Source organism: Micrococcus flavus (genome assembly GCF_014204815.1).
Classification (GTDB): Bacteria; Actinomycetota; Actinomycetes; order Actinomycetales; family Micrococcaceae; genus Micrococcus; species Micrococcus flavus.
The window spans coordinates 2068612-2094972 of sequence record NZ_JACHMC010000001.1 but is presented as its reverse complement, the minus strand read 5'-3'; the positions used below and the strand labels follow the sequence as shown (position 1 = coordinate 2094972).

At 71.1% G+C, this 26361-nt stretch carries 26 protein-coding genes and 1 pseudogene; 17 read left to right on the top strand and 10 right to left on the bottom strand.

Translation table 11 applies throughout. From position 1 onward, the window contains the following. Positions 1-62: 62 nt before the first annotated feature. From BJ976_RS09685 to BJ976_RS09655, 7 genes are all read left to right on the top strand, one after another. On the top strand, positions 63-395 hold the full coding sequence (locus tag BJ976_RS09685) for an ArsR/SmtB family transcription factor (protein ID WP_020628509.1): 333 nt from the start codon (positions 63-65) through the stop codon (positions 393-395). Beyond that, positions 392-1180 carry a cation efflux transmembrane domain-containing protein gene (locus tag BJ976_RS09680; protein WP_080696038.1) on the top strand — a complete coding sequence of 263 codons (789 nt, stop codon included), beginning with the start codon at positions 392-394 and terminating at the stop codon, positions 1178-1180. The genes BJ976_RS09685 and BJ976_RS09680 overlap by 4 nt, the downstream gene beginning before the upstream one ends. Beyond that, a complete protein-coding gene (locus BJ976_RS09675) occupies positions 1177-2094 on the top strand; it encodes a cation diffusion facilitator family transporter (RefSeq protein ID WP_036317488.1) in 918 nt (305 codons plus the stop codon). The genes BJ976_RS09680 and BJ976_RS09675 overlap by 4 nt, the downstream gene beginning before the upstream one ends. A gap of 80 nt (positions 2095-2174) precedes the next feature. After that, on the top strand, positions 2175-2927 hold the full coding sequence (locus tag BJ976_RS09670; protein WP_036317487.1) for a DsbA family protein: 753 nt from the start codon (positions 2175-2177) through the stop codon (positions 2925-2927). Positions 2928-2935: 8 nt separating this feature from the next. Beyond that, positions 2936-3619, top strand: coding sequence for a vitamin K epoxide reductase family protein (locus BJ976_RS09665; protein ID WP_080695921.1), 684 nt, complete (start codon positions 2936-2938; stop codon positions 3617-3619). A 376-nt stretch (positions 3620-3995) separates the two neighbouring features. After that, on the top strand, positions 3996-4325 hold the full coding sequence (locus BJ976_RS09660) for an IS3 family transposase (protein WP_031943831.1): 330 nt from the start codon (positions 3996-3998) through the stop codon (positions 4323-4325). Beyond that, a complete protein-coding gene (locus BJ976_RS09655; RefSeq protein WP_184231854.1) occupies positions 4322-4528 on the top strand; it encodes a hypothetical protein in 207 nt (68 codons plus the stop codon). The genes BJ976_RS09660 and BJ976_RS09655 overlap by 4 nt, the downstream gene beginning before the upstream one ends. A 23-nt stretch (positions 4529-4551) precedes the next feature. On the opposite strand, the pseudogene BJ976_RS09650 reads toward BJ976_RS09655, so the two are convergent. From BJ976_RS09650 to BJ976_RS09640, 3 genes and pseudogenes are all read right to left on the bottom strand, one after another. Continuing rightward, a pseudogene (locus BJ976_RS09650) lies at positions 4552-5397 on the bottom strand (IS3 family transposase); the annotation flags it as partial. 9 nt (positions 5398-5406) lie between these two features. Next, the gene (locus BJ976_RS09645) at positions 5407-6336 is read right to left on the bottom strand and encodes an IS3 family transposase (protein WP_221419414.1); all 930 of its coding nucleotides are present in this window, start codon (positions 6334-6336) and stop codon (positions 5407-5409) included. Between the two features lie 17 nt (positions 6337-6353). Then, complete coding sequence (locus BJ976_RS09640; protein ID WP_010080477.1) at positions 6354-6671, bottom strand: transposase; 318 nt, start codon at positions 6669-6671, stop codon at positions 6354-6356. A gap of 334 nt (positions 6672-7005) precedes the next feature. On the opposite strand from BJ976_RS09640, the gene BJ976_RS09635 reads away from it, so the two are divergent. Then, on the top strand, positions 7006-7908 hold the full coding sequence (locus tag BJ976_RS09635) for a cytochrome c oxidase assembly protein (protein ID WP_036317477.1): 903 nt from the start codon (positions 7006-7008) through the stop codon (positions 7906-7908). Here the strand turns inward: BJ976_RS09635 and BJ976_RS09630 are convergent. Beyond that, positions 7905-8799 (bottom strand): IS5 family transposase gene (locus tag BJ976_RS09630; RefSeq protein ID WP_184231852.1). Its coding sequence is split into 2 segments (ribosomal slippage): positions 7905-8447 and positions 8449-8799, totalling 894 coding nucleotides; the frame shifts between segments, so codons are not numbered across the junction. The genes BJ976_RS09635 and BJ976_RS09630 overlap by 4 nt on opposite strands. A gap of 163 nt (positions 8800-8962) precedes the next feature. Between BJ976_RS09630 and BJ976_RS09625 the strand changes: the two genes are divergently transcribed. The 3 genes from BJ976_RS09625 to BJ976_RS09615 all read left to right on the top strand — a co-directional run bounded on the left by BJ976_RS09625 (position 8963) and on the right by BJ976_RS09615 (position 11018). Beyond that, a complete protein-coding gene (locus BJ976_RS09625; RefSeq protein WP_184231851.1) occupies positions 8963-9175 on the top strand; it encodes a helix-turn-helix domain-containing protein in 213 nt (70 codons plus the stop codon). 169 nt (positions 9176-9344) lie between these two features. After that, a complete protein-coding gene (locus BJ976_RS09620) occupies positions 9345-10364 on the top strand; it encodes a bifunctional DNA primase/polymerase (RefSeq protein WP_135030682.1) in 1020 nt (339 codons plus the stop codon). Positions 10365-10367: 3 nt separating this feature from the next. After that, positions 10368-11018: a hypothetical protein gene (locus BJ976_RS09615; RefSeq protein ID WP_135030683.1), complete on the top strand. Its 651-nt coding sequence runs from the start codon at positions 10368-10370 to the stop codon at positions 11016-11018. 98 nt (positions 11019-11116) lie between these two features. On the opposite strand, the gene BJ976_RS09610 is transcribed toward BJ976_RS09615, so the two are convergent. Further along, positions 11117-11803: a hypothetical protein gene (locus tag BJ976_RS09610; RefSeq protein WP_135030684.1), complete on the bottom strand. Its 687-nt coding sequence runs from the start codon at positions 11801-11803 to the stop codon at positions 11117-11119. 550 nt (positions 11804-12353) lie between these two features. Here BJ976_RS09610 and BJ976_RS09605 point away from each other — a divergent pair. Next, on the top strand, positions 12354-13958 hold the full coding sequence (locus tag BJ976_RS09605) for an alanine/glycine:cation symporter family protein (protein ID WP_135030685.1): 1605 nt from the start codon (positions 12354-12356) through the stop codon (positions 13956-13958). Between the two features lie 92 nt (positions 13959-14050). Here BJ976_RS09605 and BJ976_RS09600 read toward each other — a convergent pair whose 3' ends face one another. Further along, a complete protein-coding gene (locus BJ976_RS09600; RefSeq protein WP_135030686.1) occupies positions 14051-15085 on the bottom strand; it encodes an isopenicillin N synthase family dioxygenase in 1035 nt (344 codons plus the stop codon). 79 nt (positions 15086-15164) lie between these two features. Beyond that, positions 15165-16079 (bottom strand): HAD family hydrolase, encoded by a 915-nt coding sequence (locus BJ976_RS09595; protein WP_135030687.1) that lies wholly within the window; start codon positions 16077-16079, stop codon positions 15165-15167. 102 nt (positions 16080-16181) lie between these two features. Between BJ976_RS09595 and BJ976_RS09590 the strand changes: the two genes are divergently transcribed. After that, positions 16182-17105, top strand: a complete 924-nt coding sequence (locus BJ976_RS09590) for a TspO-related membrane protein (RefSeq protein WP_135030688.1) — start codon at positions 16182-16184, stop codon at positions 17103-17105. Between the two features lie 140 nt (positions 17106-17245). Further along, positions 17246-18760 carry a thermonuclease family protein gene (locus BJ976_RS09585; RefSeq protein WP_135030689.1) on the top strand — a complete coding sequence of 505 codons (1515 nt, stop codon included), beginning with the start codon at positions 17246-17248 and terminating at the stop codon, positions 18758-18760. 88 nt (positions 18761-18848) lie between these two features. Here the strand turns inward: BJ976_RS09585 and BJ976_RS09580 are convergent, their stop codons facing one another. From BJ976_RS09580 to BJ976_RS09570, 3 genes are all read right to left on the bottom strand, one after another. Continuing rightward, positions 18849-19997, bottom strand: a complete 1149-nt coding sequence (locus BJ976_RS09580) for a YihY/virulence factor BrkB family protein (RefSeq protein WP_229667488.1) — start codon at positions 19995-19997, stop codon at positions 18849-18851. A 113-nt stretch (positions 19998-20110) separates the two neighbouring features. Beyond that, positions 20111-21532, bottom strand: a complete 1422-nt coding sequence (locus BJ976_RS09575) for an L-serine ammonia-lyase (protein ID WP_135030690.1) — start codon at positions 21530-21532, stop codon at positions 20111-20113. Positions 21533-21707: 175 nt separating this feature from the next. Then, entirely contained in the window at positions 21708-22613 is a 906-nt protein-coding gene (locus tag BJ976_RS09570; RefSeq protein ID WP_135030691.1) for an NUDIX hydrolase, read from the bottom strand. A gap of 163 nt (positions 22614-22776) precedes the next feature. On the opposite strand from BJ976_RS09570, the gene BJ976_RS09565 reads away from it, so the two are divergent. From BJ976_RS09565 to BJ976_RS09555, 3 genes are read left to right on the top strand one after another with little or no spacing between them, the layout of a single operon-like run. Continuing rightward, positions 22777-23559: an electron transfer flavoprotein subunit beta/FixA family protein gene (locus BJ976_RS09565; protein WP_135030692.1), complete on the top strand. Its 783-nt coding sequence runs from the start codon at positions 22777-22779 to the stop codon at positions 23557-23559. Positions 23560-23587: 28 nt separating this feature from the next. Beyond that, positions 23588-24598: an electron transfer flavoprotein subunit alpha/FixB family protein gene (locus BJ976_RS09560; protein ID WP_135030693.1), complete on the top strand. Its 1011-nt coding sequence runs from the start codon at positions 23588-23590 to the stop codon at positions 24596-24598. A 29-nt stretch (positions 24599-24627) separates the two neighbouring features. Next, a complete protein-coding gene (locus BJ976_RS09555) occupies positions 24628-26340 on the top strand; it encodes a cytochrome b/b6 domain-containing protein (RefSeq protein ID WP_229667487.1) in 1713 nt (570 codons plus the stop codon). Positions 26341-26361: the final 21 nt, after the last annotated feature.

Here is a 26361-nt window from a genome sequence, read left to right as displayed (position 1 = left end):
TGCCGGCCGCTTGCCGGGCGGCACCCCGACAAGGGTACACGTTATGCTGTACCGTTCTAGGCATGAGCACCACGACCCTCACTCATGTCTCGGCGTTGTCCCGACTGGGCCATGCCCTCTCTGATGACACCCGGACCCGGATCCTGCTGGCCCTGCGTGATGGGCCGGCCCGCCCGTCGGCGCTGGCCGGGGAGCTGGGGGTGTCCAAGCAGGTGATGTCCAACCAGTTGGCCTGCCTGCGCGGCTGCGGGCTGGTGACCACTACCGCCGAGGGCCGCAACGTCTGGTACGCCCTGGCCGACCCCCGGCTGGGCCAGACCCTTGGGGAGCTGCTGGAGTTGACGCTGACCATCGACCCGGATTGCTGCTCCGCTGCGGGATGCACCTGCGCATGAGCACCCTCACGCTGAGCTCCAAGCCCCTCACGGACGACCGCCGTGCGGTCCTGCACCGCCGGATCCGCTGGATCGTGGCAGGAACCATCACCTACAACGTGATCGAGGCGGCCATCGCCCTGGCCGCCGGCACCGTGGCCTCGTCCTCCGCGTTGATCGGCTTCGGCTTGGACTCCATCGTGGAGGTCCTCTCCGCCGCCGCGGTGGCCTGGCAGTTCGCCACCCCGGACCCGCACCGCCGGGAGAAGGTGGCGCTGCGCCTGATCGCCTTCTCCTTCTTCGGCTTGGCCGCCTTCATCACCGTCGACGCCGTGCGCACCCTGTTCGGGGCCGGGCAACCGGAGCATTCCACGGTGGGGATCGTGCTGGCCGCCGTGAGCTTGGCCATCATGCCGTTCCTGTCCTGGTTCGAGCGGCGCACTGGCCGCGAACTCGGGTCCGCCTCCGCGGTGGCCGACTCCAAACAGACCCTGATCTGCACCTACCTCTCGGCGGTCCTGCTGGTGGGCCTGGTCCTCAACAGCACCCTGGGCTGGACCTGGGCCGACCCAGTCGCGGCCCTGGTGATCGCCGCCGTCGCCCTCAAGGAAGGGGTGGAGGCCTGGCGCGGGGATGCCTGCTGCACCCCCGCCTCCGCGCTGATCGCCGGGGACCAGAACGGAAGGACGGCGATGGCTGCGGGGCGGATTGCGCCTGCTGTGCGCATTGAGCGTGCCTTCAGTATCGCCGGACAGGATGGTGACGTTCAGCTGATGATTCATCGAGTGGAAGAGACCCTGGTATGAGCGGACACGATCATTCCCATGCTCTTCCGGCGGCGGGCCGGCGGGGCCGGCTGGCCGTGGTCTTCTCCATCACCGCGACGATCATGGTCGCCGAGGTCATCGGCGCGCTGGCTTCGGGCAGTCTGGCCCTGCTGGCCGACGCCGGGCACATGTTTACTGACTCAGCCGGGTTGCTGATCGCCCTGACCGCCACGACCCTGGCGCTGCGCCCGGCCACGGACAAGCGCACCTGGGGGTACAAGCGCGCCGAGATCATCGCCGCGGCCGCGCAGGCCGCGGTGCTGCTGGCCGTGGGCGGCTTCGTAGCCGTGGAGGGCGTACGCCGGCTCATCGAACCCCCCGAGGTCGAATCCACCGCGATGCTCTGGTTCGGGGTGATCGGTTTGGCTGGCAACCTCATCGGTCTGGCGATCCTGGCCTCTTCCCGAGGTGAGAACCTGAACATGAAGGCCGCGTTCCTGGAGGTACTCAACGACGCCCTGGGATCGGTCGCAGTGATCGTTTCGGCGATCGTGATCGCCACCACCGGCTGGAATCGCGCCGATGCGGTGGTGTCCCTGTTGATCGCCGCACTGATCGTGCCCAGAGCCCTGATCCTGCTTCGCGACACCATCGACGTACTCATGGAGACCACCCCCAAGGGCTTGGACCTGGAGGCGGTCCGCATCCGGCTATCGGAGCTGCCGCACGTGCTGGAGGTCCATGACCTGCACGCTTCACGCATCGACTCCGACACCCCCGTGCTCTCCGCGCACGTCACCGTGCACAACGGCTGCCTGACCGCCGCGCACCTGGGCACTGTGCTGACCGACCTGCAACGGTGCGTGGCCCAGGATTTCCAAGTACCCATCGAACACTCCACCTTCCAAATCGAACCGGCCACCCACCCCCACACTGAGACCCTCCACCCCTGACCCACCTCTGCATCCCAGCCCCAGCTCATTCCCACCCCGACGGCACGGTGCCGTCGCCACCGACCGAAACGGATCCCTTCGTGAGCACACCGACCCGCAATCCGACCCCCTCTGATCCGTCAACACCGGGCACCACATCCCGCAAGGCCAAGACCATCGTCTGGGTCGTACTGGCCGCTGTGGTGCTGGCCGGGCTGATCGTCGGAGTGGTGGCCGCCAGCGGCCCCCGCGACGCCGCCCCCCAGGGCTCCGGGCAAACTGCCTCCTCCGGGACCGGGCAGAGCGCCCCCTCGGAGGCCACGCCGGTGATGCGCCCAGACAGCCGGGTACTGTCCAAGGCCCCGAACGAGCAGGCCGTGCTGGTGGAGTTCCTGGACTTCGAGTGCGAGGGCTGCAAGGCCGCCTACCCGGTCGTGGAAGAACTGCGCGCCGAGTACGCCGACACGGTGACCTTTGTGCACCGCTACTTCCCGCTGCCCGGACATCCCAACTCGATGACCGCCGCCGTAGCCGTGGAAGCCGCCGGCCAGCAGGGACAGTACGAGGCGATGTATCAGCAGATGTTCGACACCCAGGAGCAGTGGAGCCATACCACTGAGGACCGGAGCCCGGTGTTCCGCGGTTACGCCGAGGATCTCGGCCTGGACATGGCCGCCTACGATGCCGCGGTGGCTGACCCGGCCACCCGCGACCGCATCGAGGCCGACGTGGCCGACGGGACCGCGCTGGGCGTGCAGGGCACCCCGACCTTCTTCCTGGACGGACAGATGCTCACTCTGAACACCCTCGAGCAGTTCCGCGCCGAGGTCGACGCCGCCGCCACGACGGACTGACCGGGCCCATGAGTGTCCCCGACACCGACACCAATTCACCCGTGACGATCCCCACGACCACCACCGACCGCCCTGCCGGTACCGGGCAGGCCTCCGACGTAGCGGGGATACCGACTGTCGCCCGGCACCGTCCGTTCGGCCTGGTGCTGTTGATCACCGGGGTGGTCGGCTGGGTGGCCTCGGCGATCCTGGTGCTCGAACGCCTGGAGCTGTACGAGGATGCCGGGTACATCACCAGCTGTGACATCAACCCCTGGGTGTCTTGCGGGAAGGTGATGGGGACCTGGCAGTCCGAGCTGTTCGGCTTCCCCAACCCGTTGATCGGCATCGTGGCGTTCGCCGTGGTCATCACCACCGCCATGGTGACCCTCTCCGGGGCGAGCCCCGGGCGCTGGTACTGGGCCGGCCTGCAGGCCGGGGTCACCGCCGGCACGGTGTTCACCATCTGGCTGTGGTCCCAGGCGTTGTTCGAGATCCACATCCTGTGCCTGTACTGCATGATCGTGTGGGCGGCGATGATCCCGCTGTTCATCCTGCTCACCGTGCGCAACCTCGCCCACGGCGTGATCCCCGCGCACGCCGCGGTGGTGCGGTTCTCCGCCGGCTGGGCCGGAACCCTGGTGGCCATCGCCTATGTGGCCGTGGCCGCCTCGGTGTTCTGGACCTTCTTCCCGGCCCTCACCGGTTACTGACACACCAGCCGCACTACGGCCCGCCCACGCGCCCGCAACGAGGAGAAACCACACCATGGCCGAGACCGACGTGCTAGTGATCGGCGCCCGCCAAGCAGGGCTGGCGCTCGGGCACTACCTGAGGCGTGAGGAGCCCAGCTGTCGGCAAAGCCGGACACAGGTTGGGAAACCGAGAAGGGCAGGCAGTAGGTTCCTTGTCCAACAGGCCCTCTACCGCCACGTCGCGACAACCGGGCAGCTCCGTGAGGATGGAGGCAAGGTCCTCGCCCGGAAAGGAAGTACATGATCGGCTGGCTGGAGCGGTGGCCGGGCGCTTGACCCCTGATCTTGGACACGCTGATTCCAGCACGATGCTGGGGAAGCGAGAATCCAAGGGATGGCTAGGAAGAACTACACGGACGAGTTCCGGCAGCGCGCGGTGGACTTGTATGAGTCCACGCCGGGTTCGACGCTCAAGGGCATCGCCGGGGATCTCGGGATCTCTCGGGGTGCGCTGAAAGAGTGGGTCGACAAGTTCGGCTCCGGGGTCACGGTTGCCGCTGCGTCGCCGCCGGGGGCGACGGGGCGACCGGAGTCGCAGGCGGCGAAGGTCCTCCGGTTGGAGGCCGACCTCGCGGCCTTGCAGGCCGAGGCCCGCAAGCTCGAGACGGAGCGGGACATCCTCCGTCAGGCGGCGAAGTATTTCGCCGGGGAGACGAACTGGTGAACCGCTTCCAGTTTGTTGAGGATCACAAGGACGCCTACGGCGTGAAGCGGTTGTGTGAGGTCGTCGAGGTCGCCCGCTCGTCGTTCTACGCCTGGCTGGACTCCGCCGGGCGGCGAGCCGCGAAGGCGACAGACGACGCGGTGTTGGCGGCGCGGATCCGGGTGCTGCAAGACCCCGCTCAGGGTGGGGGCCTTGGCCCTTGATCGTGGACACGGTGTCGGTTCGGTTATGCCGCTTCCGCAAGCGTAGCGGAGCGTGCGGCTTCGTAGGCGTTCGGGCTGATGTTGCCGATCGCGGAGTGGCGCCGGCGAGTGTTGTAGCGGTTCGCCCACCGGAACACGGCCCGGTAGGCGGTGGCCTGGTCCGGGAACGCTGACCGGCCGGCGAGGAGTTCGCGCTTGAGCGTGGCGTTGAAGCTTTCCGCGAGTGAGTTGTCGGCACTCGTGCCGACCGCGCCCGTGGACTGGTTCACGCCCAGCTGCTCGCAGAGCGCGGCGTAGGCCTTCGAGGTGTAGACGCTGCCGTGGTCGGAGTGGAAGATCGCGCCGACCAGCGACCCGCGGTCGTGGTGCGCGGCACGGAGGGCGTCTTCGACGAGTTCGGTGCGCATGTGGTCGGCGACTTGCCAGCCCGCGAGCTTCCGGGAGCCGAGATCGATGCAGGACGCGAGGTAGAGGTTCGTGCCGTCGGCGATAGGCAGGTAGGTGATGTCGCCCACGTAGCGGCGGCCGGGGTCGCCGACGGAGAAGTCCCGTCCGATCAGGTCGGGGAAGCGCCTGGCGGACTGGTCCGGGATCGTGGTCTTCACCCGTCGTCGCAACCGGATCCCCGCGAGACGGTGCTCACGCATTACCCGCGCGACGCGCTTGTGATTCACCCGCTCCGCCACGGGCACACCGTCGTTGAGGTCGGCGGTGATCCTGGGCGCCCCGTAGGCGCGGTCGCCACCCTGAGCGGGGTCTTGCAGCACCCGGATCCGCGCCGCCAACACCGCGTCGTCTGTCGCCTTCGCGGCTCGCCGCCCGGCGGAGTCCAGCCAGGCGTAGAACGACGAGCGGGCGACCTCGACGACTGTCCCGCGTCAAGTAGTTGGCAGGATTTCTTTGGTTTTGAATGTCGGGGTGGTGGGGTCGGCCAGGCCCAGGTGCACCTCCTTGGGCCGGTTCCATGAGACGGCCTCGTGGGGCCGGAGCTCGTTGTACTCGATCCGGTAGTCCTCGGCCCGCTCGGCCAGCACGATCGCGTCGTCAATCTCGTCCAGGTAGAGCCGCTCGTACTTCAGCGTGCCGAAGCCGCGCTCACGGGACCCGTTCTGCCCCGGGGTCTTCACTCGGGTGCGCACGTGGTGTAGCTCGGGGTGGGCGGCGATGAAGGACTCGAAGCGGAAGGACCGGAACGGCCCGCCGTTGTCCGTCACGATGGTCACCACGGCCAACAGCTCACCGGTCTCGGGATCGACCGGGCAGGCCTCGACCAGCGGGTGACCGAACATGGCCTCGTAGTCGGCCAGGGCCAACTCGATCGCGTCGATCGCGTCGTGCTGGTTCCCGGTGGGCGAAACGTGGAAGGGGTGCTCGTACTTGGACCAGTAGTCCCGGCACCCGGCCAGCCGCCAGGTCCCTCCGGTGGTGGTCTCGAACTCACTGAAGTCCAGCTGCCAGACTTGGTTCGGGCCTGAGGGCTTGGTGGCGAACGCGGCCTTGCGCCGCTCGGCCAGCTTCCGTCGCTCCCGTTGGTACTGCGCGGGCAGAATCAGCCCTTCGTCGCGCAGGATCCGCAGCACGGTCGCCTCGGAAACCACATGCCCGTCGTGGCGGACCATTGCCCAGATCTTCCGATGCCCCCACGCCGGATGGGCCAGCGCGTGCTTGACCACCAGTTCCCTGGCGGCCTGCCGTCCCGGTTGCGGCCATGGTCCCTTCACCGCCGTCCCGGTGCGGGCCTTGGCCTGCCAGCGGCGCCAGGTCCGCTCGGGCATGTCGAAGAGCTGGCAGAACCTCGCGGTCGACATGCCCGCTTCCACGCGGATCACCTCGAGGTCCTCGAAGGGCCCAGCCGGCCCTCCGCGGACTTCTTCCACACCCTGGCTTCCAGGTGTGCCTCGCCCAAGGCCTGGGTCAGCTCGGCGACCTCGGCCTCCAGCTGTTCCTCTCGGGAGGATGGTCCGGACCTGCCGGCCACCAGGGCGGTCTTGCCGGCTTCCAGGAACTCGGCCTTCCACCGTCCGATGGACTGCTCACTGACTTTCTCCTTGCGTGCCGCTTCGGCGATGGACATCTCGCCGGCCAGCACGCTCAGCACTATCCGGGTCTTCTTCTCCGCCGGAATCGAAGGTGGTCTACCCATGTCTGACTCTCCTTCAGGACCTACATAACGGCCCTGCCACTAAGTCTGACGCGCGACACCCGGACCAGGCCACCGCCTACCGGGCCGTGTTCCGGTGGGCGAACCGCTACAACACTCGCCGGCGCCACTCCGCGATCGGCAACATCAGCCCGAACGCCTACGAAGCCGCACGCTCCGCTACGCTTGCGGAAGCGGCATAACCGAACCGACACCGTGTCCACGATCAAGGGCCAAGGCCCCCACTCCTACTCCGGCCTCACCTGACCCCGCTCCGGCACCACCACCGCGGCCGAAGTCGCCGACGTTTGATCGCCTCGATGAAGGGAAATTCGCTATGCCGCCGATCGACCAGTGGGTCACGTTCGAACCCCTCACCGGCTCACCCGTCGGCATCGCCGCTCTGCTGTTCGCGGCACTGTATCTGCGAGGAGCGATCTGGATGTGGCGAAACAGGCGCCGTTGGGCGATCGCCCGCACAGCATCGTTCCTGATCGGGTGCGCCCTGATCTTCGCTATCACGATGTTCGGTGTGAACCGTCTCGCGACGGAATCCATCACAGCGCTGGTGTTCCAGCAGATCACCCTGCTGACCGTCGTTCCGCCGCTCCTCATCGCAGGGTCACCCGGGCTGCTGCTCCTGCGCAGCACACCGCACACCGGCCTCGGGCGTCTCGTGCTCCGTGCCGCGCACGGGGGACTGCGCTCACGATTCTGGAGCGCCGCACTGCACCCTGTGGTCGCCATCGTCATTGCGATACTGCTGTACCCGGTCCTCTACCTGACCGACGCGATCAGCGTCATCATGCGCATCCCCTTCGGCCAGGACGCCTTGCTCTTCGTCATCCTCGTCCTCGGCATCGTCTCGGCAACACCGCTATGGTCCTCCGATCCGCTACCGCGCCAACCCTCCTTCGCCGCACGATTCGTCGATATCGCCGTCGAGATCCAGATCCACGCCATTTTCGGCCTGATCCTGCTCCGTACCGCCACACCGCTGTTCAGCGCATACGCCACCCCCACAGGCAGCCATGACCCCGTCATCGACCAGGCGATCGCCGGCACGCTGGTATGGACCTACGCGGAGCTGCCGATGTTCGTAGTGCTCATCGTCTGCCTGTCCCGCTGGCGAGCCCGCGACGTGCGCACCTCGAGACAGCGACAGAAAGCCGAGGACGCCGAACTCGACTCTTACAACGAGTATCTCGCCAGCCTCTCCCGAAGACGGAACGAGAGCTAGGGCATGTCTGACAATCGTTTGGACCACGCGAGCACAGCGTTCAACACCACGGCGGCCCGGTAGACGATCGCGTACTTGTCGTACCGGGTCGCCAGGCCCCGCCATTGCTTCAGGTGCGCGTACTGGCGCTCGATGACGTTGCGGCCCTTGTAGGCGTCCGCGTCGAGGCCGACGGGGCGCCCGCCGCGGGGGCCGCGGCGTCTGCGGTGGCCTCGCTGATCTGCAGGCTCGGGGATGACGGCCCTGATCCGGCGGGAGCGCAGGTGGGTGCGGATCGCCCTGGATGAGTAGGCCTTGTCGCCCAGCACGGCCTCGGGGCGGGTCCGGGGCCGGCCTGCCGGCCGGGTCACACGCAGCTGTTCCAGCAGCGGCAGCAGCATGGGCGAGTCCCCTGCCTGGCCGGGGGTGATCAGGCTGACCAGTGGCAGCCCTGCACCGTCGACGAGCTGGTGGATCTTCGTGCTCAACCCGCCCCGTGAGCGCCCGATACCGTGATCGGCGGGCTCTTCACGCAGATTCCTGTAGTTCGATCCAGCCCCCTGTGAGGCGGGTGATGTTCGTCGCGTGCTGGTGGGCGCGGGCGATCGTGGAGTCCACCGCCACCGACCAGTCGATAAGGCCTTCAGCGTCAGCAGCCGCTGTGAGGGTCGCCAACACCGTGTCCCAGGTGCCCTCTTCGGCCATGCGCCGATGCCAGGTCCACACGGTCTGCCAGGGACTGTAGACCTCGGGCAGATCACGCCACGGAATCCCGCACCTGTACCGGTAGATGATGGCCTCGACCATCGTGCGGGCATCGGCGAAGGGTCGGCCCTGTCGGCCCGTGCGGGCTGGGAGCATCGGGGCGATCAGCGTCCACTGAGCATCGGAGAGCATCTGGAAGCGGGACATGTCCCCAGGGTGTCAGCTGGCCCCCTGGATCCATTCTCAGACACGCCCTAGGGGCCATAGGTGCTAACGTGTGCCCCACGCCGCCGGGTCGCGCAGCACTCCGGACGCAACGGTCTCCCATCCGGACGGACCGGGATTCTTTGCGTCCGAAAGAGGCCCCCGAATGCCCGCTGCGCTGTCGAATCAGCTCACCATCGCCGAGACCGCCAAACGGCTTAACGTCTCGCCCAACACCGTGCGCCGCATGATTGCCGCCGGTGACCTGAAGGCCTACCGCTACGGCCCCCGCCTGATCCGGATCGACCCCGCGGACATCCTCGCCGCCCGGGAACCCGTGACCTCCCTGGCCGCCCTGCGCGACGAGGACGCCCGATGAACCGCCCGGACGCCTGCCAGCACTCCGGCCGGCCCCGCGAGTGCGAGAGCCGCCCCCAGGGCCCCTGCACGGCCCGACCTGCCGCGAGCGCTCGCGGCAGGGGAGGTGCTGCCCGGTGAACACGCTCCACAACGAACGCCGCCCCGGCGTGGGAACCAGGGCGGCGCTGATGTCGAATGCGGACGACCTCGCCAGCGTACCCGGGCCGGTCAGCCTGTACCCCGCCGCGCGTGAGCTGCACCGGGCCGGCCTGAACGTGATCCCCGTTCGTTGCAACGGCTCGAAGGCTCCGGCCCTGAAGGCCTGGCAGCGCCGCCGCACGACGCCCGCGGACCTGGCCGCATGGTTCGCCGGCCCCCGGCCCCGCTACGCCGCCCTGGGCGTCGCCACGGGCGAACTCTCCGGCGGGCTGGAGCTGCTGGAGATCGAAGGCCCCCACGCACACCGGCTGGCCGAGGTGTACGCCACCGCCGAGGCCGGCGGACACCTGCCCCTGCTGCGCCGGCTGAACGGCTGGGCCGAACTCTCGCCCTCCGGCGGCTGGCACCTTCTCTACCGCGTGACCGGCGTCCCCGTGCCGGGGAACACCGTCCTAGCCCGGGCTGAGGGCGGCGGACTGATCGCCGAGACGCGCGGCACCGGCGGACAGGTGATCCTCGCGCCAACCGGCGGCACCGCGCACCCCTCCGGCCGCCCCTGGGAACGCATGACCGGCGGCCCCGGCACCGCGCCCACGCTCACCGAACGGGAGCGGGGCATCGTCCATGCGTTGTTCCGCACCGTCCTGGACGCGCACCGCCCCCGCCCGGCCGAGGTGCCCCGGACGCCCGCGAGCGTCCGCCCCGCGCCCGCGGGCCAGCTGCGCCCCGGGGACGACTTCAACGCCCGGGCTGACTGGGGGGACATTCTGATCCCCGTCGGCTGGCAGCTGTTCAGCACGCACGGCCGCGAGCGCCGATGGTCTCGCCCCGGCAAGCGGTCCCTGGGCCACTCGGCCACCACGGGCCACGCCGCCGGCGCGGACCGGCTGTTCGTGTTCAGCACGTCCGCGGCCCCGTTCGAGCCGGGCCAGCCCTACAGCAAGTTCCAGGCCCACGCGCTGTTGCACTACGCCGGGGACTACCGGGCGGCCGCCGCGGACCTGCGCGCTCGCGGCTACGGCGGCGGCCCGGCCGCGGGGAGGTGCTGACGCATGGGCGCACGATTGGCCCTGACCCTCTATGCCGAGTGGTCCCTACACCTGACCCCGCTGGAGATGAACGCGGCCGTACGCATGGCCCTGACCGCCCGGGATGATGGGGCACCCCCGCTGTATTACGGCGGCTGGGAGGACATCGCCGAGGCCCTGGGTTACCGGACGCCCGGGGCTGAGCATGAGTCCGTGCGCCGGCAGACGCAGCGCGTCGTGACCAAGCTGGGCAGGAAGGGCCTCATCACCTCCAGCGGACAGGCGCGGCCGCGCGTCCGGGCGGAGTACGCGCTGAATGTGGACCCGCTGCACCGATTCGAGCCGACCGGGAAGGGGAAGGCGGTCACCTGGACCCGCGTGCCCCGCGCTGATCCCCGCCTTGTGGAGAGTCGGCCTAGCCCGGCCAATGGAGGACTCCCGGAGTCCGGAATGCGGGACTCCCAGAGTCCCGCGCTGGGGGACTGCCAGAGTCCCCCCAAGGAGACACTTCAGGAGACACATCAGGAAGGGCAGGGACAGCGGCACCCCGCACACCACGCCGAGCACGACGCACCGGACAGCTCGGACACCGGACGGGAGGCCCTGGCCCTCTACGCCTTGGACCTCCCGACGCCCGAACAGCTGGGCATGGGAGAGTGGTCCGCGAGCGCGTAACGCCCTACCCCTGACGCCCTACCCCTGACGTCCTACTTCCTGACGCAGCGGTCCCGCACCAACTGGAGCGGGACCGCGTCGGGCTAAGGGGTTAAAAATCAGAGGGATTGACCGCGCTCGCGGAAAGCCGTCTCAATCCGCTGGAGAATTGTCTGAAGTTCCTGGGCAACGTCTGGCAGAGAAGCTGAGTCGCCAAGGATCGTGTAGCGACCATCCTCAGGGTTGAAGTGATGTAGGTGCATATTTTCTAAACCCTCCATGCCGCTAATCATGTTGATCGGCCCTATGTTGTCGCGAAGAATGATTCGCGGCAGGTCCATCGTGACCGCGTCGAGCCTCTCATCAAAATGTTGAATACTATTGCGCAGCGCTTTCGCGTTGATGGGACTGTCGTTCCTAACGTCGAGAATCTGACGTAGTTTCGATCCGCGCTCATTGGCGTAGGCCTTTCTGCGCTTGCAGGCCTCTCTTGTTTCTCCAGGCCCCTTCCGAGTGTCCGGCCAGAGCAACTGGGCAACCATCGCTGCCTCGCTGACCAGAGTCTCGGCGTTATCGAACGCATATTGGTGGGTGCCCTCCTGCTCGTCCGCAGTAAGCACCGGACCTCCGGGGCTGTGTAGTTGCATCAAAATGCCCACAGCCTTGCCCAGCCGGCGCGCAGCGCGTATACCCCGCATGCTGTGCCGCTGGATTTCTTCTAGGTAGATCTTCTGCGCAAAGTCGTCAAAGGGCAAAGTCGGTGGCAGCTCAGGGGTTTCGTTGGTGGGCGGTGTGTCGTCGCTCATGGTGGGACAGTAGCCGGGCTGAGATGGGGTAGGTAGGGCGCTCGGCAAGGGCAGCAACTCGGGGGCCCATCAAATGGGACGACTCATGGGCCGGGACAACATGGCCGGGCTGGCGGGTGGCAGGCTGGCGGTCCCGGAGGTGCATGATTAGCGCACGGGTGGGGCTGGGACGGCCCCAATGCTCCGCGGGCGCACCCCCGGGGCGCGGCGGGGCCATGGCGGGCCAGAACTGTCACATATCTGTCATGCGCGGCGGTGTTCCGGCAACTTTCCATGTCAGACAGGCAATAAGGGAGAATCCCCCATCCTCCGCGGAGCACGAAGCCCCGGGACCGGTTCGGTCCCGGGGCTTCCTCGTGTCCGGGGGGAGGTGCGCGCGGGGCCGGAGGTGCCCGCAGGAGGGCCGGGCGGTCCCCCAGGGCGGACAGGCCGGCGAGGCGCGGGTCACCCGCCAAGGTGACAGGGGTCACCACCGCGGGTACTGTTCCACCAGTCGCCGGGGTCCCGCACCGCCCGGCCGTGTCATCCTCATCCTCGCTCTGGAGACCTCATGACCTTCGAAGACCTGATCGGTCTGGCCAACGAGTACATCTGGTCGCTGCCCCTCGTGGGGCTGTGCCTGCTCGCCGGCCTGTACTTCACCCTCCGCACCGGGCTTCTGCAGGTCCGCGGCATCCCCGACATGCTGGCCCAGCTGAAGAACGGCGAGAAGTCGCCCGACGGCACCTCCTCCTTCCAGTCCCTGATGATGTCCCTCGCCGGCCGCGTCGGCATGGGCAACATCGGCGGCGTGGCCACGGCCATCGCGTTCGGCGGCCCGGGTGCCGTGTTCTGGATGTGGACCGTCGCCTTCCTGGGCGCGGCCACCTCCTTCATCGAGTGCACCCTCGGCCAGATCTACAAGGAGAAGGACAAGGACACCGGCGAGTACCGCGGCGGCCCGGCCTACTACTTCGAGAAGGCCTACCGCCACACCGGCGCCGCCGGGTTCATGAAGGTGTACGCGATCGTCTTCGCGATCGTCACCGTCTTCGCCATGAGCTTCTTCCTGCCGGGCGTGCAGGCCAACGGCATGGCCGTGTCCATGGAGGAGGCCTGGGGCTTCCCAACGTGGGGCGTCGCCGTGGGCGCCGTCATCCTGCTGGCGTTCATCGTGATCGGCGGCGTGAAGCGCATCGCCACCTTCGCGGTGATCGTGGTGCCGGTCATGGCCGTCCTCTACATCATCCTCGCGCTGGTCGTGTTCTTCGTGAACTTCCGGCAGATCCCCGAGGTCTTCGGCCTGATCTTCTCGAGCGCGTTCGGCATGCACTCCGTGTTCGGCGCCATCCTGGGCCTCGCCGTCCAGATGGGTGTGAAGCGCGGCATCTACTCCAACGAGGCGGGCCAGGGCACCGGCCCCCACGCCGCCGCCGCCGCCGAGGTCTCCCACCCGGCCAAGCAGGGCTACGCCCAGGCGTTCGCCGTCTACATCGACACCCTGTTCGTCTGCTCCGCCACCGCGTTCATCGTGCTGTCCACCGGCATGTACCGCGTGTACGAGGGCGGGTCGACCGACACGCCGGTGCTCTTCGAGGGCAACCTCGGCACGGACGTGCGCGTGGGCCCGACCTTCGTGCAGAACGGCTTCGACACCGTGTTCACCGGCTTCGGTCCGACCTTCGTGGCCGTGGCGCTGGCGTTCTTCGCCTTCACCACGATCGTGGCCTACTACTACATGGCCGAGGTCAACCTCTCCTACCTGGTGCGCGGGATCCACAACACCACGCTGCGCCGCGCCGCTCTCCGCGCCCTCCAGGGCCTGATCCTGGTCTCGGTCGCCTACGGCGCCGTCACCACCACCGGTGCGGCCTGGGGCCTCGGCGACATCGGCGTGGGCGCCATGGCGTGGCTGAACATCGTGGGCATCCTGATCGTCCAGGGTCCTGCCCTCAAGGCCCTGAAGGACTACCAGGCCCAGAAGAAGCGGGGCCTGGACCCGCAGTTCGACCCGCGCACCGTGGGCATCCGCAACGCGGAGTTCTGGGAGCTGCGCGCCGACGGCTTCGCCCGGCAGGGCATGACCGGCGCCGAGGTCCACGCCGAGGCCGCCGCCGCGGAGACCGGCTCCCTCTCCACGGACGTGCACCGGGACGGCGGCTCGCACCGCGCCTGATCCGGGCACGGCCCACCGAACGGCGACGGCGCCCCCCACCTCGCGGTGAGGGGCGCCGTCGGCGTGTGCGGGGCGGCGCGGCAGGGACCGGCTCAGTCGACCAGCAGCTCCGGGTGGAAGCGCTCGGTGACGCGCGGGTGCGCCCGCGCGAAGCCCTTGAGCATGTTGGCGCCGAAGGAGGCGAGCATCGGGTTGTCCGGGTCGTCGGAGGCGCCGCGGGCCCGGGCGGCGTACGCCGCGGGCAGCTCCACCGGCTCGATCACGGCGTCCAGACGCGGGGAGTGGAAGAACGGCACCGAGTAGCGGTCCACACCCTCCGGCGGCGACTGCACGCGGTGGATGGTGGCCATGAGGTACCCGTCCGTGGCCACCTCGAGCATCTCGCCCAGGTTCACCACGAGCGCGCCCGGGATCGGCTCCACCGGGAGCCACGCGTCCTGGCCGTGGGGGCGCACCTCCAGGCCGCCGACCTCGTCCTGCAGCAGCAGCGTGATGAAGCCGTAGTCCGCGTGCGAGCCCACCCCCTGGGCGCCGGCCTCGGCCACCCCTCCCACGTAGTGGGCGAGCTTGGCCATCCAGGCCCGGTCGCCGTCGAACGCGTCCGCGAAGTGGTCCTCCCGCAGGCCGATCGCCACGCAGAGGGCGCGGAGCAGCTCCTCGCCCACGTGGTCCATGAGCGCGGCCCAGGCCATGGCGGCCCGCTCGAGCTCCGGCATGTCCGCCGGCCAGCGGTTGCGGCCCTGCAGGTGCCAGTACTCCTGGCCCTCGCGGATCCGCTCCGGGGGGACCGGCGCGCGGTCCGGGGCGAAGTCGATCTGCTCGCGGGAGTCCGGGCGGCCCTGCGTGCGCTCCGCGGCGATCGCCGACCAGCCGCGCCAGTGCGGGGACTCCTGGTTGTGCAGGGCCCGCTTCTCCTCCTCGGGACGGGCGAAGAACTCCGCCGTCACACGGAACAGCTCGTCCACCTGGCCCGGCTGGGCCCCGTAGCCGACGATCTGGAAGAAGCCCACGTGGTGGGCGGCGTGGCGCAGGCGGTCGAGGAAGTCCGGGTCGAAGGAGCCGTCCGGACGGCGTAGCGCGGAGACGTCCAGCACGGGGACGTCGAGGACGGGGGTCGGGGTGGTCATGCCCCCAGTCGACCCGTGGAGCCGCCGTGCCGCCACTTCCCGCGTCGCCGGGTTGAGTCCCGTGACGTCCGGTGACGCGTCAGTTGCGGAGCGCGTCGCCGTCGCCGTCGAGGGAGGCCAGGACCCAGGCCAGCAGCGAGGCGCCCACCCGCTCGTGGACGTCGTCGGCGTCACCGAAGCCGCGCTCGGCGAGGTCCTCGGCGGTGATCACCGGATAGGGCCTCTCCGGGACGCCGTCCGCGGGGCGCACGTCCACGTGGGCCACCTGCGCGCCCTGATCGTGGAGGGCGTCCGCCATGGCGTAGTCCGTCCGGGAGTCGCCGGCCGTGAACCAGCGGTCCGGGAAGGCGACGCCGGCCTCCGCCATCAGCGCGCGGCACCGCTCGAGGCCGAGGTCCTTGCCGGAGCGGACGTGCTCCACGTCCACGGAGATGACGGTGGGGTCCACGCGGATCCGCCCGTCCTCCCCGCGCTCGGCGAGCATCTCCTCGATCGCGTGCGCGGCGGCGTCGCGCGCCGGCTCGTACTCCTCGCGGTCCGCGTCCACCTCCATCTCGAAGGAGACCATGGCGAGCTTCGTGCGGTCCTCCGGCTGCAGGTGCCGGGCGTGATCGTCGTTGGCCTGCACGATCGCCCGCGCCAGATCCGGTTCGATCACCATGTCCTCGTCCCGGCGGAGCCAGCCCGGCACCTGGTCACGGTCGTCCACGGGCGGGACCTCCCCCGCGGGCACCGCGGCGAACGGGAACCACACCGCGCCCTTCTCGCAGATCCCGTAGAACGGGGCGTCGTCGAGGCCTCCGGCCGCGCGCAGCGGCTCGACGACGTTGCGCAGGAGGAACTCGACCGAGCGGCCCGTGTTGAACCCCACGGGGATCCCACGCCGGCCGAGGGCGGCCAGGCGGTCGAGGACCTCGTCGGGGACGCGGCGGGTCTCGGTGGAGGCCAAGGGGCCGTCGACGTCGAGCAGGAGTCCGAGGGGTGCGGGGGTCATGCTCCCAGGGTAAGGGGGCGGGCCGCTACGCTGACCAGCAGACTCGCCGCCCTGCCGCCCGCCCGCTGGGGCGGATCGCCTCGACCCCGTCCGGGAGGACCCATGAGCACCGCCATCGACGTCGGCCCGCAGGGCCCGGCTCCGACCACCCCTCACGCCGAGCCCAGCTCGGGCCGCGGCCTGGCCTCGCGCGGCGGGCAGGTCGCCACCCTGCTGGTCGTCCTGTTCGCGATCGTCACGGCGTTCGTGGGCTCGGGCGTGCTCGGCGGCACCCCCATCCAGGAGGCGGCGGGCGGCTGGCTGTCCGAGGACGGCACGTGGATCGCGCCGGCGTCCCCCGCGTTCAGCATCTGGTCCGTGATCTACACGGGTGTGCTGGCGTACGCGGTGTGGCAGTTCCTCCCGTCCGCCCAGTCCCGGCGGCACGACCGCCTGCGCCCCTGGATCCTGGCCTCCCTGCTGCTGAACGCGGCGTGGATCTGGACCGTCCAGCTCGGCGCCCTGGGCCTGAGCGTCCTGGTGATCCTCCTGCTCCTGGCCAGCCTGTGCCGGATCCTCGTGCTGCTCGAGACCGGACGCGCGCGCGGCTGGGCCGAGCGGGTCCTCTTGGACGGCGTGCAGGGCCTGCACCTGGGCTGGGTCACGATCGCCGCCGTGACCAACGTGGCCGCCTGGCTGGGCTCCCTCGGCTGGTTCGGTGCCCCGCTGCTGCCCACCACGTGGGCGCTGATCATGATCGTGGTGGCCACCGTGGTCGCCGCCTTCACCGCCGTGTACGACGGCGGCCGCTTCGCCCCCGCCGCCGCCCTGGCCTGGGGCCTGGTCTGGGTGGGTGTCGGCCGCACCGACGGCACCGGTCTGCAGTCCGGCGGCGTGGCCCTCACCGCGTGGGGCTGCGCCGGCGTCGTGATGCTGTGCTGGCTGGCCGCGCTGCTGCTGTCCCGCCGCTCCGCCACGGGCGAGGCCCGCGACCTGGTGCTGGACGCGCTCGACGGCGGAGACGATCCGGTGGACGGGATCCGTTGACCCGACGCCCACGGCAGAAAAACCCGAGCATCGCCTGATTCGGAGCTGAGCGGACTCGGTGCGAGGATGCTCTCCGGGAGGGGGCCCCGCCCTGCGGTGGGGCCCCTTTCGTGTGCCCGTTCCCCGACCCAGGAGTCAGAGTGTCCCTCCGCCCCTCCCTGCGCACCGCTGTCGCCGGTGCGTCCCTGGCCGGTCTCGTCCTGACCGGCTGCACCGCCACCGCCGATCCGGCTCCGACGGAGCCGTCGTCCACCGTCCCGTCCTCCTCCGCGGCCGCCGCCGTGGGCTCCCCCCGGGCCTCGGCCTCTCCCGCAGTGGAGGGCGACCGCGCCACGGTGGACCGCGTGATCGATGGCGACACGGTGGACGTGCGGCTCAGCGGTGACCGCGTTCGTGTACGCCTGCTGAACATCGACACCCCTGAGACCAAGCACCCCAACAAGGCCGTCCAGTGCCTCGGTCCGGAGGCCACGATGCTGCTCGAGTCGCTCCTCGAGCCGGGGGACGAGGTGGTGCTCCGGTACGACGAGGAACGCATCGACCCCTACGGTCGCACCCTGGCCGGCGTCTTCGAGGGGGGCGAGCTCGTCAATGCGGAGATCGCCCGGGCCGGGTTGGGCGCGCCGGTGGTCTTCGAGCCCAATCGGCGGTTCTACCCGGAGGTGCTGGCGGCGTGGGAGCAGGCGGAGCGTGCGGGGGCCGGACTGCACCAGACTGACCTCGCGTGCTCCCTCCGCGTGCTCGCCGATCCGGGGAACCTGGGGGAGCAGCCGCCGGTGGACCCCGCGCCCGTCGCCGACCTCGCGGCCCTCGGCGGGATGATCGCCTCGGCGCAGGCCACCGCGTCAGCCGTGGACCTGGTCGAGGGGGCGGTGCGCGCGTCCGCCGAGGCGGACCACGCGTGGATGGGCGTGGCCTATGCGTCGGACCTTCCCCGGGTGAAGGACACGTTGAGCCGGTACGCGGGCTCGGACGCCCACGTCACCCGGCTCCGGGAGGCGCGGACGCGACTGCAGCAGGAGGCGTCTGCCGCGCAGGAGCGGGCTGAGCGCGAGGCGGCCGAGGCCGAGCAGCGGGCGGCGCAGGAGCGGGCCGAGAAGGAGGCGGCTCGGGAGCGCGCCGCCGCGGAGCGAGCGGAGCAGGAGGCTGCGGCGAAGCGGGCAGAGGAGAAGGCTCGGGAGCGCGCCGCCGCGGAGCGAGCGGAGCAGGAGGCCGCGGCTGAGCGGGAGGCCGAGGAGCGCGCCGAGCGCGAGGCGGCGGAGGAACGGGCGGCCCGCGAGGCCGCGGAGGAGTCCGAGTCCTCGTCGGACGACGACTCCTCCTCCTCGGGCAGCACCTCGCAGAAGGCGCCCAACCGGTGCTACGCGCCCGGCGGCGAGACCTTCGTGTACTGCGACGAGCAGGGCTCGTCCTCGTCGGGCGGCGGCACCGGCTCCGGCGAGGAGTCCGACGACGCCCCGTCCGCCGCCGGCGGCGCGGGCGGCCCGGTGTCCGGCTCCGGCGGCGTCTGCCCGGACGGCTACCCGGTGAAGGTCAGCGGCTCCGGCAAGTACCACCTCCCCGGCGGCCGGTCGTACGACGACACCGGCGCGAAGCGCTGCTACTCCTCCGCGGCGGCCGCCGTGGCCGACGGGGCCGTGGCCGCCAAGGGCTGAGGCCCCGCCGCCCGGAACGACGCCGGACCCTCCCCGATCGGGGAGGGTCCGGCGTCGTCATACCGGCAGCGCAGACGCCGCGCGCAGGTCAGTCCTTCTCGGCGGCGTGGGCGACGCCGTCGCGGGGGCCCTTCGCGGAGCCGGAGGTGCCGTCGTCGTGCGTGGCGCGCAGCTCGTAGCCCTTCTGCTCGAGCTCCTCCTGCTTCTCCGCCTTCTTCACGAGGGCGTCGGCGTCCTTCGGGGGCAGCTTCACGGCCTCCTCGGCGGGCATGCCGGCGATGAGCTGCTTGGCGCGCTCCACCTCCGTGTCCAGCTCGAGGCCCAGCAGCAGGACGATGTTGAAGATCCACAGCGCGAAGAGCAGGGCCATGACGCCGCCGATCGCGCCGTAGGCCGAGTAGCCGGCCAGCGTCGTGAAGTAGAAGTACAGGCCCACCGAGGCCAGCACCATGCCCACGAGGGCGAAGATGTTGCCCGGGCCGAACATCCGGAAGCTGGGCTTCTTCACGTTCGGGGTCATGTAGTACAGGGTGGCGATCAGCACGAGCACCAGGAGGATCACCACCGGCCACTTCACCCACGCCCAGATGGGCAGGAACGTGTCCGAGAGGAAGTTCACTGCGGAGGTCAGGCCCAGCGGCTGCGCGATCGGGGCGAGCAGGCCGTCGACGAGCGAGCGGTTGAGCGCCAGGGAGATCAGCACCAGCACAATGCCCAGCAGCATCACCACGGTGGTGAGCAGGTTGCTCAGGAGCAGACGGACGAAGCCGCGGCCCTCGGCGAAGTTGTACACCTGGTTCGAGGCCCGGTTGAAGGCCTTCACGTAGGCGGAGGCGGACCACACCGCGGTCAGGATGCCGATCACCAGGGCGATGATGCCGCCCGTGGACTGCTGCATCAGGTTCTCCACCACGCTCTGCACCACCGACTGGTAGTCGGACGGGACCATGGTGGTCAGCTGGGTGACCAGGTCGTCGACCGCCGAGCGGTTCGAGGCCAGCACGAGCGTGAGGATGGAGAACACGGCCAGCAGGGCCGGTGCCAGCGAGAGCACCATGAAGTACGTGAGCTTCGCGGCGAGGTCCGTGCCGCCGTCGTTCAGGAACTCCTTGAACGCCCGGGTCGCCGCGTACTTCCAGCCGGCGCCGTCCAGCTTGACGCCCTTCAGGCGCTCGGTGCGCTCCTCCGGATCGATCTTCGCGGCCTCCAGGGTCGCGTCGACGGGATGTGTGGCCACGGGTGTTCCTCTCGGAGACGTCGGGTGGGGATCCCGACCAGCCTATCGGAGGGCAGGGCCCCGGTCGCGGGGCCGTGCCCCGTCCCGACCGGGCCCCGCCCCTCGGCTGCGGCTCAGCACGCGGGGACGTTCACGGCGAGGCCGCCGCGCGAGGTCTCCTTGTACTTGGACTTCATGTCCGCGCCGGTGTCGCGCATCGTCCGGATGGCCTGGTCGAGGGTGACGCGGTGGTCGCCGTCGCCGACCAGGGCCAGGCGGGCCGCGTTGATGGCCTTCACGGAGGCGATCGCGTTGCGCTCGATGCAGGGGACCTGCACCAGGCCGCCGACGGGATCGCAGGTCAGGCCGAGGTTGTGCTCGATCCCGATCTCCGCGGCGTTCTCCACCTGCAGCGGGGTTCCGCCGAGGACGGCGCACAGGGCGCCGGCCGCCATCGAGCAGGCCGAGCCGACCTCGCCCTGGCAGCCGACCTCGGCACCCGAGATGGACGCGTTGCGCTTGTAGAGGATGCCGATGGCCGCAGCCGTGAACAGGAAGTCCAGGATCTTCGTGCGGCGCTCCTCGTCCGGGGTGTCCTCGGCCAGCACGAAGCGGTCGTAGTAGTGGAGGACGGCCGGGATGATGCCGGCGGCGCCGTTGGTGGGGGCCGTGACGATGCGGCCGAAGGAGGCGTTCTCCTCGTTCACCGCGAGAGCGAAGAGGTTGACCCACTCCATGGCCCACATGGGGTCCTTGTCCTTGCCGTCCTTCCCCTTCTGCGCCAGCTGCGCGTGCAGGCCGGGGGCGCGGCGCTTCACCTTGAGCCCTCCCGGCAGGATCGGCTCGGTGCGGCGCAGGCCGTTGTCCACGCACTGCTGCATGACGTCCCAGATCTCCAGGACCTTCGCCTCGATCTCCGCGAGGTCGCCGCGGGAGGCCTCGTTGGCCCGCATCACGTCCGCGATGGACTTGCCGTGGATCTCGCACTGGGAGAGCAGCTCGACGCCGGTGGAGAAGGGGTGGGGTTCGGGGTCCTCGCCATGGCGGGTGACGTCCTGGGTCTCGTCCAGCTCCGCGTTCAGCTCCTCGTCGGTGACCACGAAGCCGCCGCCCACCGAGTAGTACTCGCGGGTCACCAGGACCTCACCGGCGGCGTCGAACGCGGTGAAGCGTATGCCGTTGGGGTGCCCCGGCAGGCTCCTGCGCATGTGCAGGACGAGGTCCTTGGGGCGGTCGAAGGGGATCTGGCGCACCCCCGCCAGCGGCAGCGTGCGCTCCTCGACGCAGCGGGTGACCTGCGGCGCGGCCGCGTCGGGGTCGATGGTCTCCGGGTCGTGGCCGCACAGGCCCAGGATCACGGCCATGTCCGAGCCGTGGCCCACGCCGGTGGCGGAGAGGGAGCCGAAGAGCTCGCCCTTGATGCGGGCGGTGGACTCCAGGAGGCCCTCACGCTCGAGGACGTACGTGAAGCGGCGCGCCGCGCGCATGGGTCCCACGGTGTGGGACGAGGACGGGCCGATGCCGATGGAGAACAGGTCCAGGATGCTCAGTGCCACGGAGGGCTCCCTTCTGCGCCCCGGGTGCGGCGCGGTGTGGCGGTGTCCGGGGCGGCGTGCCGGCCGGGGGTCGGGGCGGATCGCGCCCGGGTCAAGCGTAGGGGTCGCGGACGGACGCGCCCAGGAGGGCGCCACGATGGCCGGCGAAGCCCTCTCCGTCCGGCATCGCCCCTGGTCAGAGGATGTTGTCCGGGGTCTCGACCACACGTGCGTGCGCCCGGAAGGACCACTGGTCGGCGAGGTACTCGTCCGCGTGGGCGAACTCGTCCCCGCGCTCGTCGGGGGAGCGGTCCGGCACCAGCTGGACCACGGGGATCGGGGTGTCCGCCGCGCCGGCCTCGAGGGCCTCGGCCACGGACCCGACGTCCCGCAGGGCCCGCAGCTGCGCCCACGTGGGCGTCATGAGGTTGACCTCCCCGGCGCGGAACGCCTCGATCAGCGCCGCGGGCGTGGCCCAGCCGTGCTCCGTCGCCTCCGTGGTCAGTCGGTCCGGCTCCTGGCCCTCGGGCACGGCCACCAGGAAGAACGCCGTGTCGTACCGGCGGGGCACGCTGATCGGCGTGATCCAGCGCTGCCACGCCCGCAGGCCCGAGGCGTCGGGGACCAGGCCGTGCTCGGCGAGCAGTGCCACGAAGTCCTGCTCGTGCCGCTCCACCGCCGCCCGCCGCGGCGCCAGCGCGGCGGCCGTCTCCGCGCCGGCGGGGGCGCCGTCGGCGCTGCGGGCCAGCAGCACTCCGGTCTCCTCGAAGGTCTCTCGGACGACGGCGGCCAGGAACCGGGCCGCCACCGTCGCCGGCTCGTCCTCGGCCTGGGTCTCGACCGGGCGGTCCGCGAGGCCGAGGCGACGGGCCCACGCGTCGAGGTCCGCCGCGCCGGGGGCGCCCGTGACGGCGGGGGCGAGGGCGGCGTCGTCGGCGGGGTCCACCCGCCCGCCGGGGAACGCGGTGGCGTGCGCGCTGAAGGCCATGGTGGCCGCGCGCCGCACGTGGAAGACCTCGAGACCGGCGACCCCGTCCCGGAGCAGCAGCAGCGAGGCGGCGGCCCGGGCCGGAGCGGGCGTGGCGGCGTCCGAGGCGTGCATGGTGCCTCAGGCTAGCCCAGGGGTGCTTGTCCGCCGAGGGCGCAGAGCGGACCCGTCCCCGGCGTGGGCAGGGGCGAGCCGCGCCGGTAGCCTGGGAAGACCGGCCTGGCCGCACCGCCACCACACCCGGCGCCGCGGCCATCGATTCGAGGAGGAGTCGCGCGTGAAGATCGCCGTTCTGGCCAAGCAGGTCCCGGACACCTGGCAGGACCGCACCCTGGACATGGACACCGGCATGGTGGTCCGTGACGGTGCCGCCGAGCCCGTGCCGGACGAGATCAACGAGCGCGTCATGGAGGTGGCCCTGGGCCACCGCGACGCCGGCGGGGACGCCGAGATCGTGGCCGTGACCATGGGCCCGGCGGACGCCACCAAGACGCTGCGCAAGATGCTGGCCATGGGTGCCGACGCCGCAGTGCACGTCACCGACGAGGCCCTCGCGTGGTCCGACGCGTGGCAGACGGCCCGCGTGCTCGCGGCGGCGGTGGAGCGGATCGGGGCGGACGTGGTCCTGGCCGGCAACCTCTCGACGGACGGCAGCTCCGGTGTGGTCCCGGCCATGGTGGCCGAGACCCTGGACCGGCCGATCCTGCCCCACGCCGAGGCGATCGCCATCACGGCCGAGGAGATCACCGGCACCGTCGTGACGGAGGACGCCCGCCTGCAGGCCGCCGTGCCGGTGCCCGCCGTGGTGGCGCTGACCGAGAAGACGGCCGAGCCGCGGTTCCCGAACTTCAAGAACATCATGGCGGCCAAGAAGAAGCCGCTCGAGACCCTCACCCTCGCGGACCTGGGCCTGACCGCCGGCCCGCTCGAGGCGGACCGCCGCTCCGTGATGGTCTCGGCCGCCGCGCGCCCCGAGCGCCAGGCCGGGCCGAAGATCGTCGACGACGGCACGGCGGCCGAGCAGGTCGTCGCCTTCCTCGCCGAGCGCCGCCTCGTCTGACCCCGCGCGACTCACCCCAGGAGACGTCATGACCGACACCCCGAACACCCCTGTCGTGGTGCTGGCCGAGCTGACGGCGGCCGGCACCCTGCGCGCCGCCGTGGCCGACGCCCTCGGCGCGGCCGCCCAGGTGGGCGTGCCGCACGCGGTCCTCGTGACCGCCCCGGACGCCGCCGGCGACGCCGCCCCGGACGCCCTCGTGGCCCGTCTGGGCGAGCTGGGCGCCGTCGTCGTGCACACCGCCGTGTCCGAGCACGTGGGCACCACGATGGGCTCGGCCGAGGTGGCCGCGCTCGCCGCCGCGATCGAGGCCGTGCTGCCCGAGGCCGTGGTGCTGCCCAACTCCCCGGAGTCCCGCACGATCGCCGGCCGCCTGGCCGTGCGCGCGCACGGCGCCGTCACCGCGGACGCCGTGGCGCTGCGACGTCAGGACGGCGAGATCGTCGCCCAGCACTCCGTCTTCGGCGGCGATGTCCTGGCCGAGTCCACCGTGGAGGGCGGGCCCAACATCGTCACCCTGCGCCCGGGCGCGGTGGAGGAGCGGGCGCAGCCCGTGGCCGCCCCCGAGGTCCGGCCGCTCGAGGTGGGGGAGCGGGCCGTCGCCGCGGGCGCGCAGATCCGCTCCTCCGATCCGGTGGAGATGTCCTCGGACCGCCCCGCGCTGCGCACCGCCAAGACGGTGGTGGCCGGCGGCCGCGGCGTGGGCTCGGAGGAGGGGTTCACCACCCTCGTGGAGCCCCTCGCCGACGCGCTGGGGGCCGCCGTGGGCGCCTCCCGCGCCGCCGTCGACTCCGGCTTCACGAGCGCCGACCGGCAGGTGGGCCAGACCGGCGTGATCGTGGCGCCGGACCTGTACATCTCCCTGGGCATCTCCGGGGCCATCCAGCATCTGGCCGGCATGAAGACCTCCAAGACCATCGTGGCCATCGACTCCAACGAGGACGCCGAGATCTTCGACCACGCCGACTTCGGCGTGGTGGGCGACGTGTTCGAGGTCGTCCCGCAGCTGATCGCCCGGCTCGACGCCCGCCGCGGCTGAGCCGCCTCTCCCGGGAAGGGGACCGCACCGTGCCGCAGCGCATGCAGGGGTACACCGAGTTCCGAGGCGCGCCCTGGCCTCCCGCCGGGGCCGTCCCGGCCGAGCCGGTGACGACGACGACGGCGTCCGCGCCCGCCCGTGTGCCGGCCGCGCCGGTCGAGGCCGACCGCACGGCGGTCGTGGACGCTGCCCCTGCGGCGACGGTGGCCCCGGCGTCTGCGGCCGAGCCCGTCGCCGCCCATGGGCCGGGCCAGCGCATGGCCGGCTACACCGCGTTCCGTGGGACGCCGTGGCCGCCGCGGACGACGGCGGCGCCGGTCGCGTCCGCCGTGCCGGACGTGGTCCCGGCGAGCGCCCTCGCCGCGGAGGAGGCGCCTGTCGCGACCGCACCCGCACCCGCGCCGGAGGCCGCCCCCGTCGCGCCGTCCGTCCCCACATCGTCGGACGCGGCGGCGTCCATGACTTCCCCAGCCCGCGAACCGGGCCGCCGCATGGCCGGGTACACCGCCTTCCGCGGCATCCCCTGGCCTCCGGCGGCCGCGGAGCCGATGGCCGTGGAGCCGCCCGTCGCCCCCGTCCCCGAGGCGGCGCCAGCCGCCCCGACCGTGACGGTCGAGCCTGTCGCGCAGGCGGTGTCGGCCGAACCCGTGACGCCGGCCCCAGCTGCGGCTGAGGCCCCGGCACCCGCGGCTGAGGCCCCGGCACCCGCATCCGATCCGGCCGCCTCCGGCGCCTCCGCCGCCACGGCCGCGGCCACCCGCGAGGCCCCGCCGGCCTCGTCCGTCCCCTCCCCGCCCGCGTCTGCACGCACATCCCGGGGCGAGAAGGACAAGCCCGCCCCGTCGCTGCGGCGACGCCTCGGCGTGGCGGTGGGCGGCGTCGTCGTGCTGGGCCTGCTGGCCGTGCTCGGCGCGCGCTGGCTGATCACCGTGCCCGCGGTGGCCGAGTTCGTGGCCCGGTACCCGGGCGTTCCCGTGCACCCGGAGGCCACGCCCGTCGGCATCCCGGCGTGGCTGGCCTGGCAGCACTTCCTGAACGCGTTCCTGATGGTGCTCATCATCCGCACGGGTCTGCAGGTGCGGCAGGAGACGCGGCCGCCGGCCAACTTCACCCCGACGAAGCCCGGCCTGTTCGCCCCGCCCGGCAGCACGGGCAAGAAGTTCTCCCTGACCATCTGGATCCACCAGGCCCTGGACGCGCTGTGGCTGCTCAACGGCCTGGTGTTCGTGGTGCTGGTCTTCGCCACCGGGCACTGGATGCGGCTGATCCCCACGGATCCGGCCACCCCGATGCACATGGCCTCCACCGCGCTGCAGTACGCCACCCTGGACTGGCCCGCCCACGACGGCTGGGTGCACTACAACGCCCTCCAGATGACGGCCTACGCCGGCGTGGTCTTCGTCCTGGCGCCGCTGGCCGCCGTGACCGGGTTCCGCATGTCCAGCTGGTGGCCCGCCGAGAACGCGGGCCTGAACCGGGCGTTCCCCATGGAGCTCGCCCGTCGGGTGCACTTCCCGGTGATGGTGCTGTTCGTCGCGTTCATCGTCGTGCACGTGACGCTCATACTGCTCTCCGGCGTCCTGCACAACCTCAACACGATGTTCCTGGCACGGGACGCCGCGGACGCGTGGGGCCTCGTGGCGTTCCTCGGGGCCTGCGCCGTGACGGCGGCGGCGTGGGTGCTGCTGAAGCCCGCGATCGTCTCCCCGGTGGCCGAGCGGTTCGGGCGCGTTGGGCGCTGAGCAGGCAGACCCCGCCCGAGG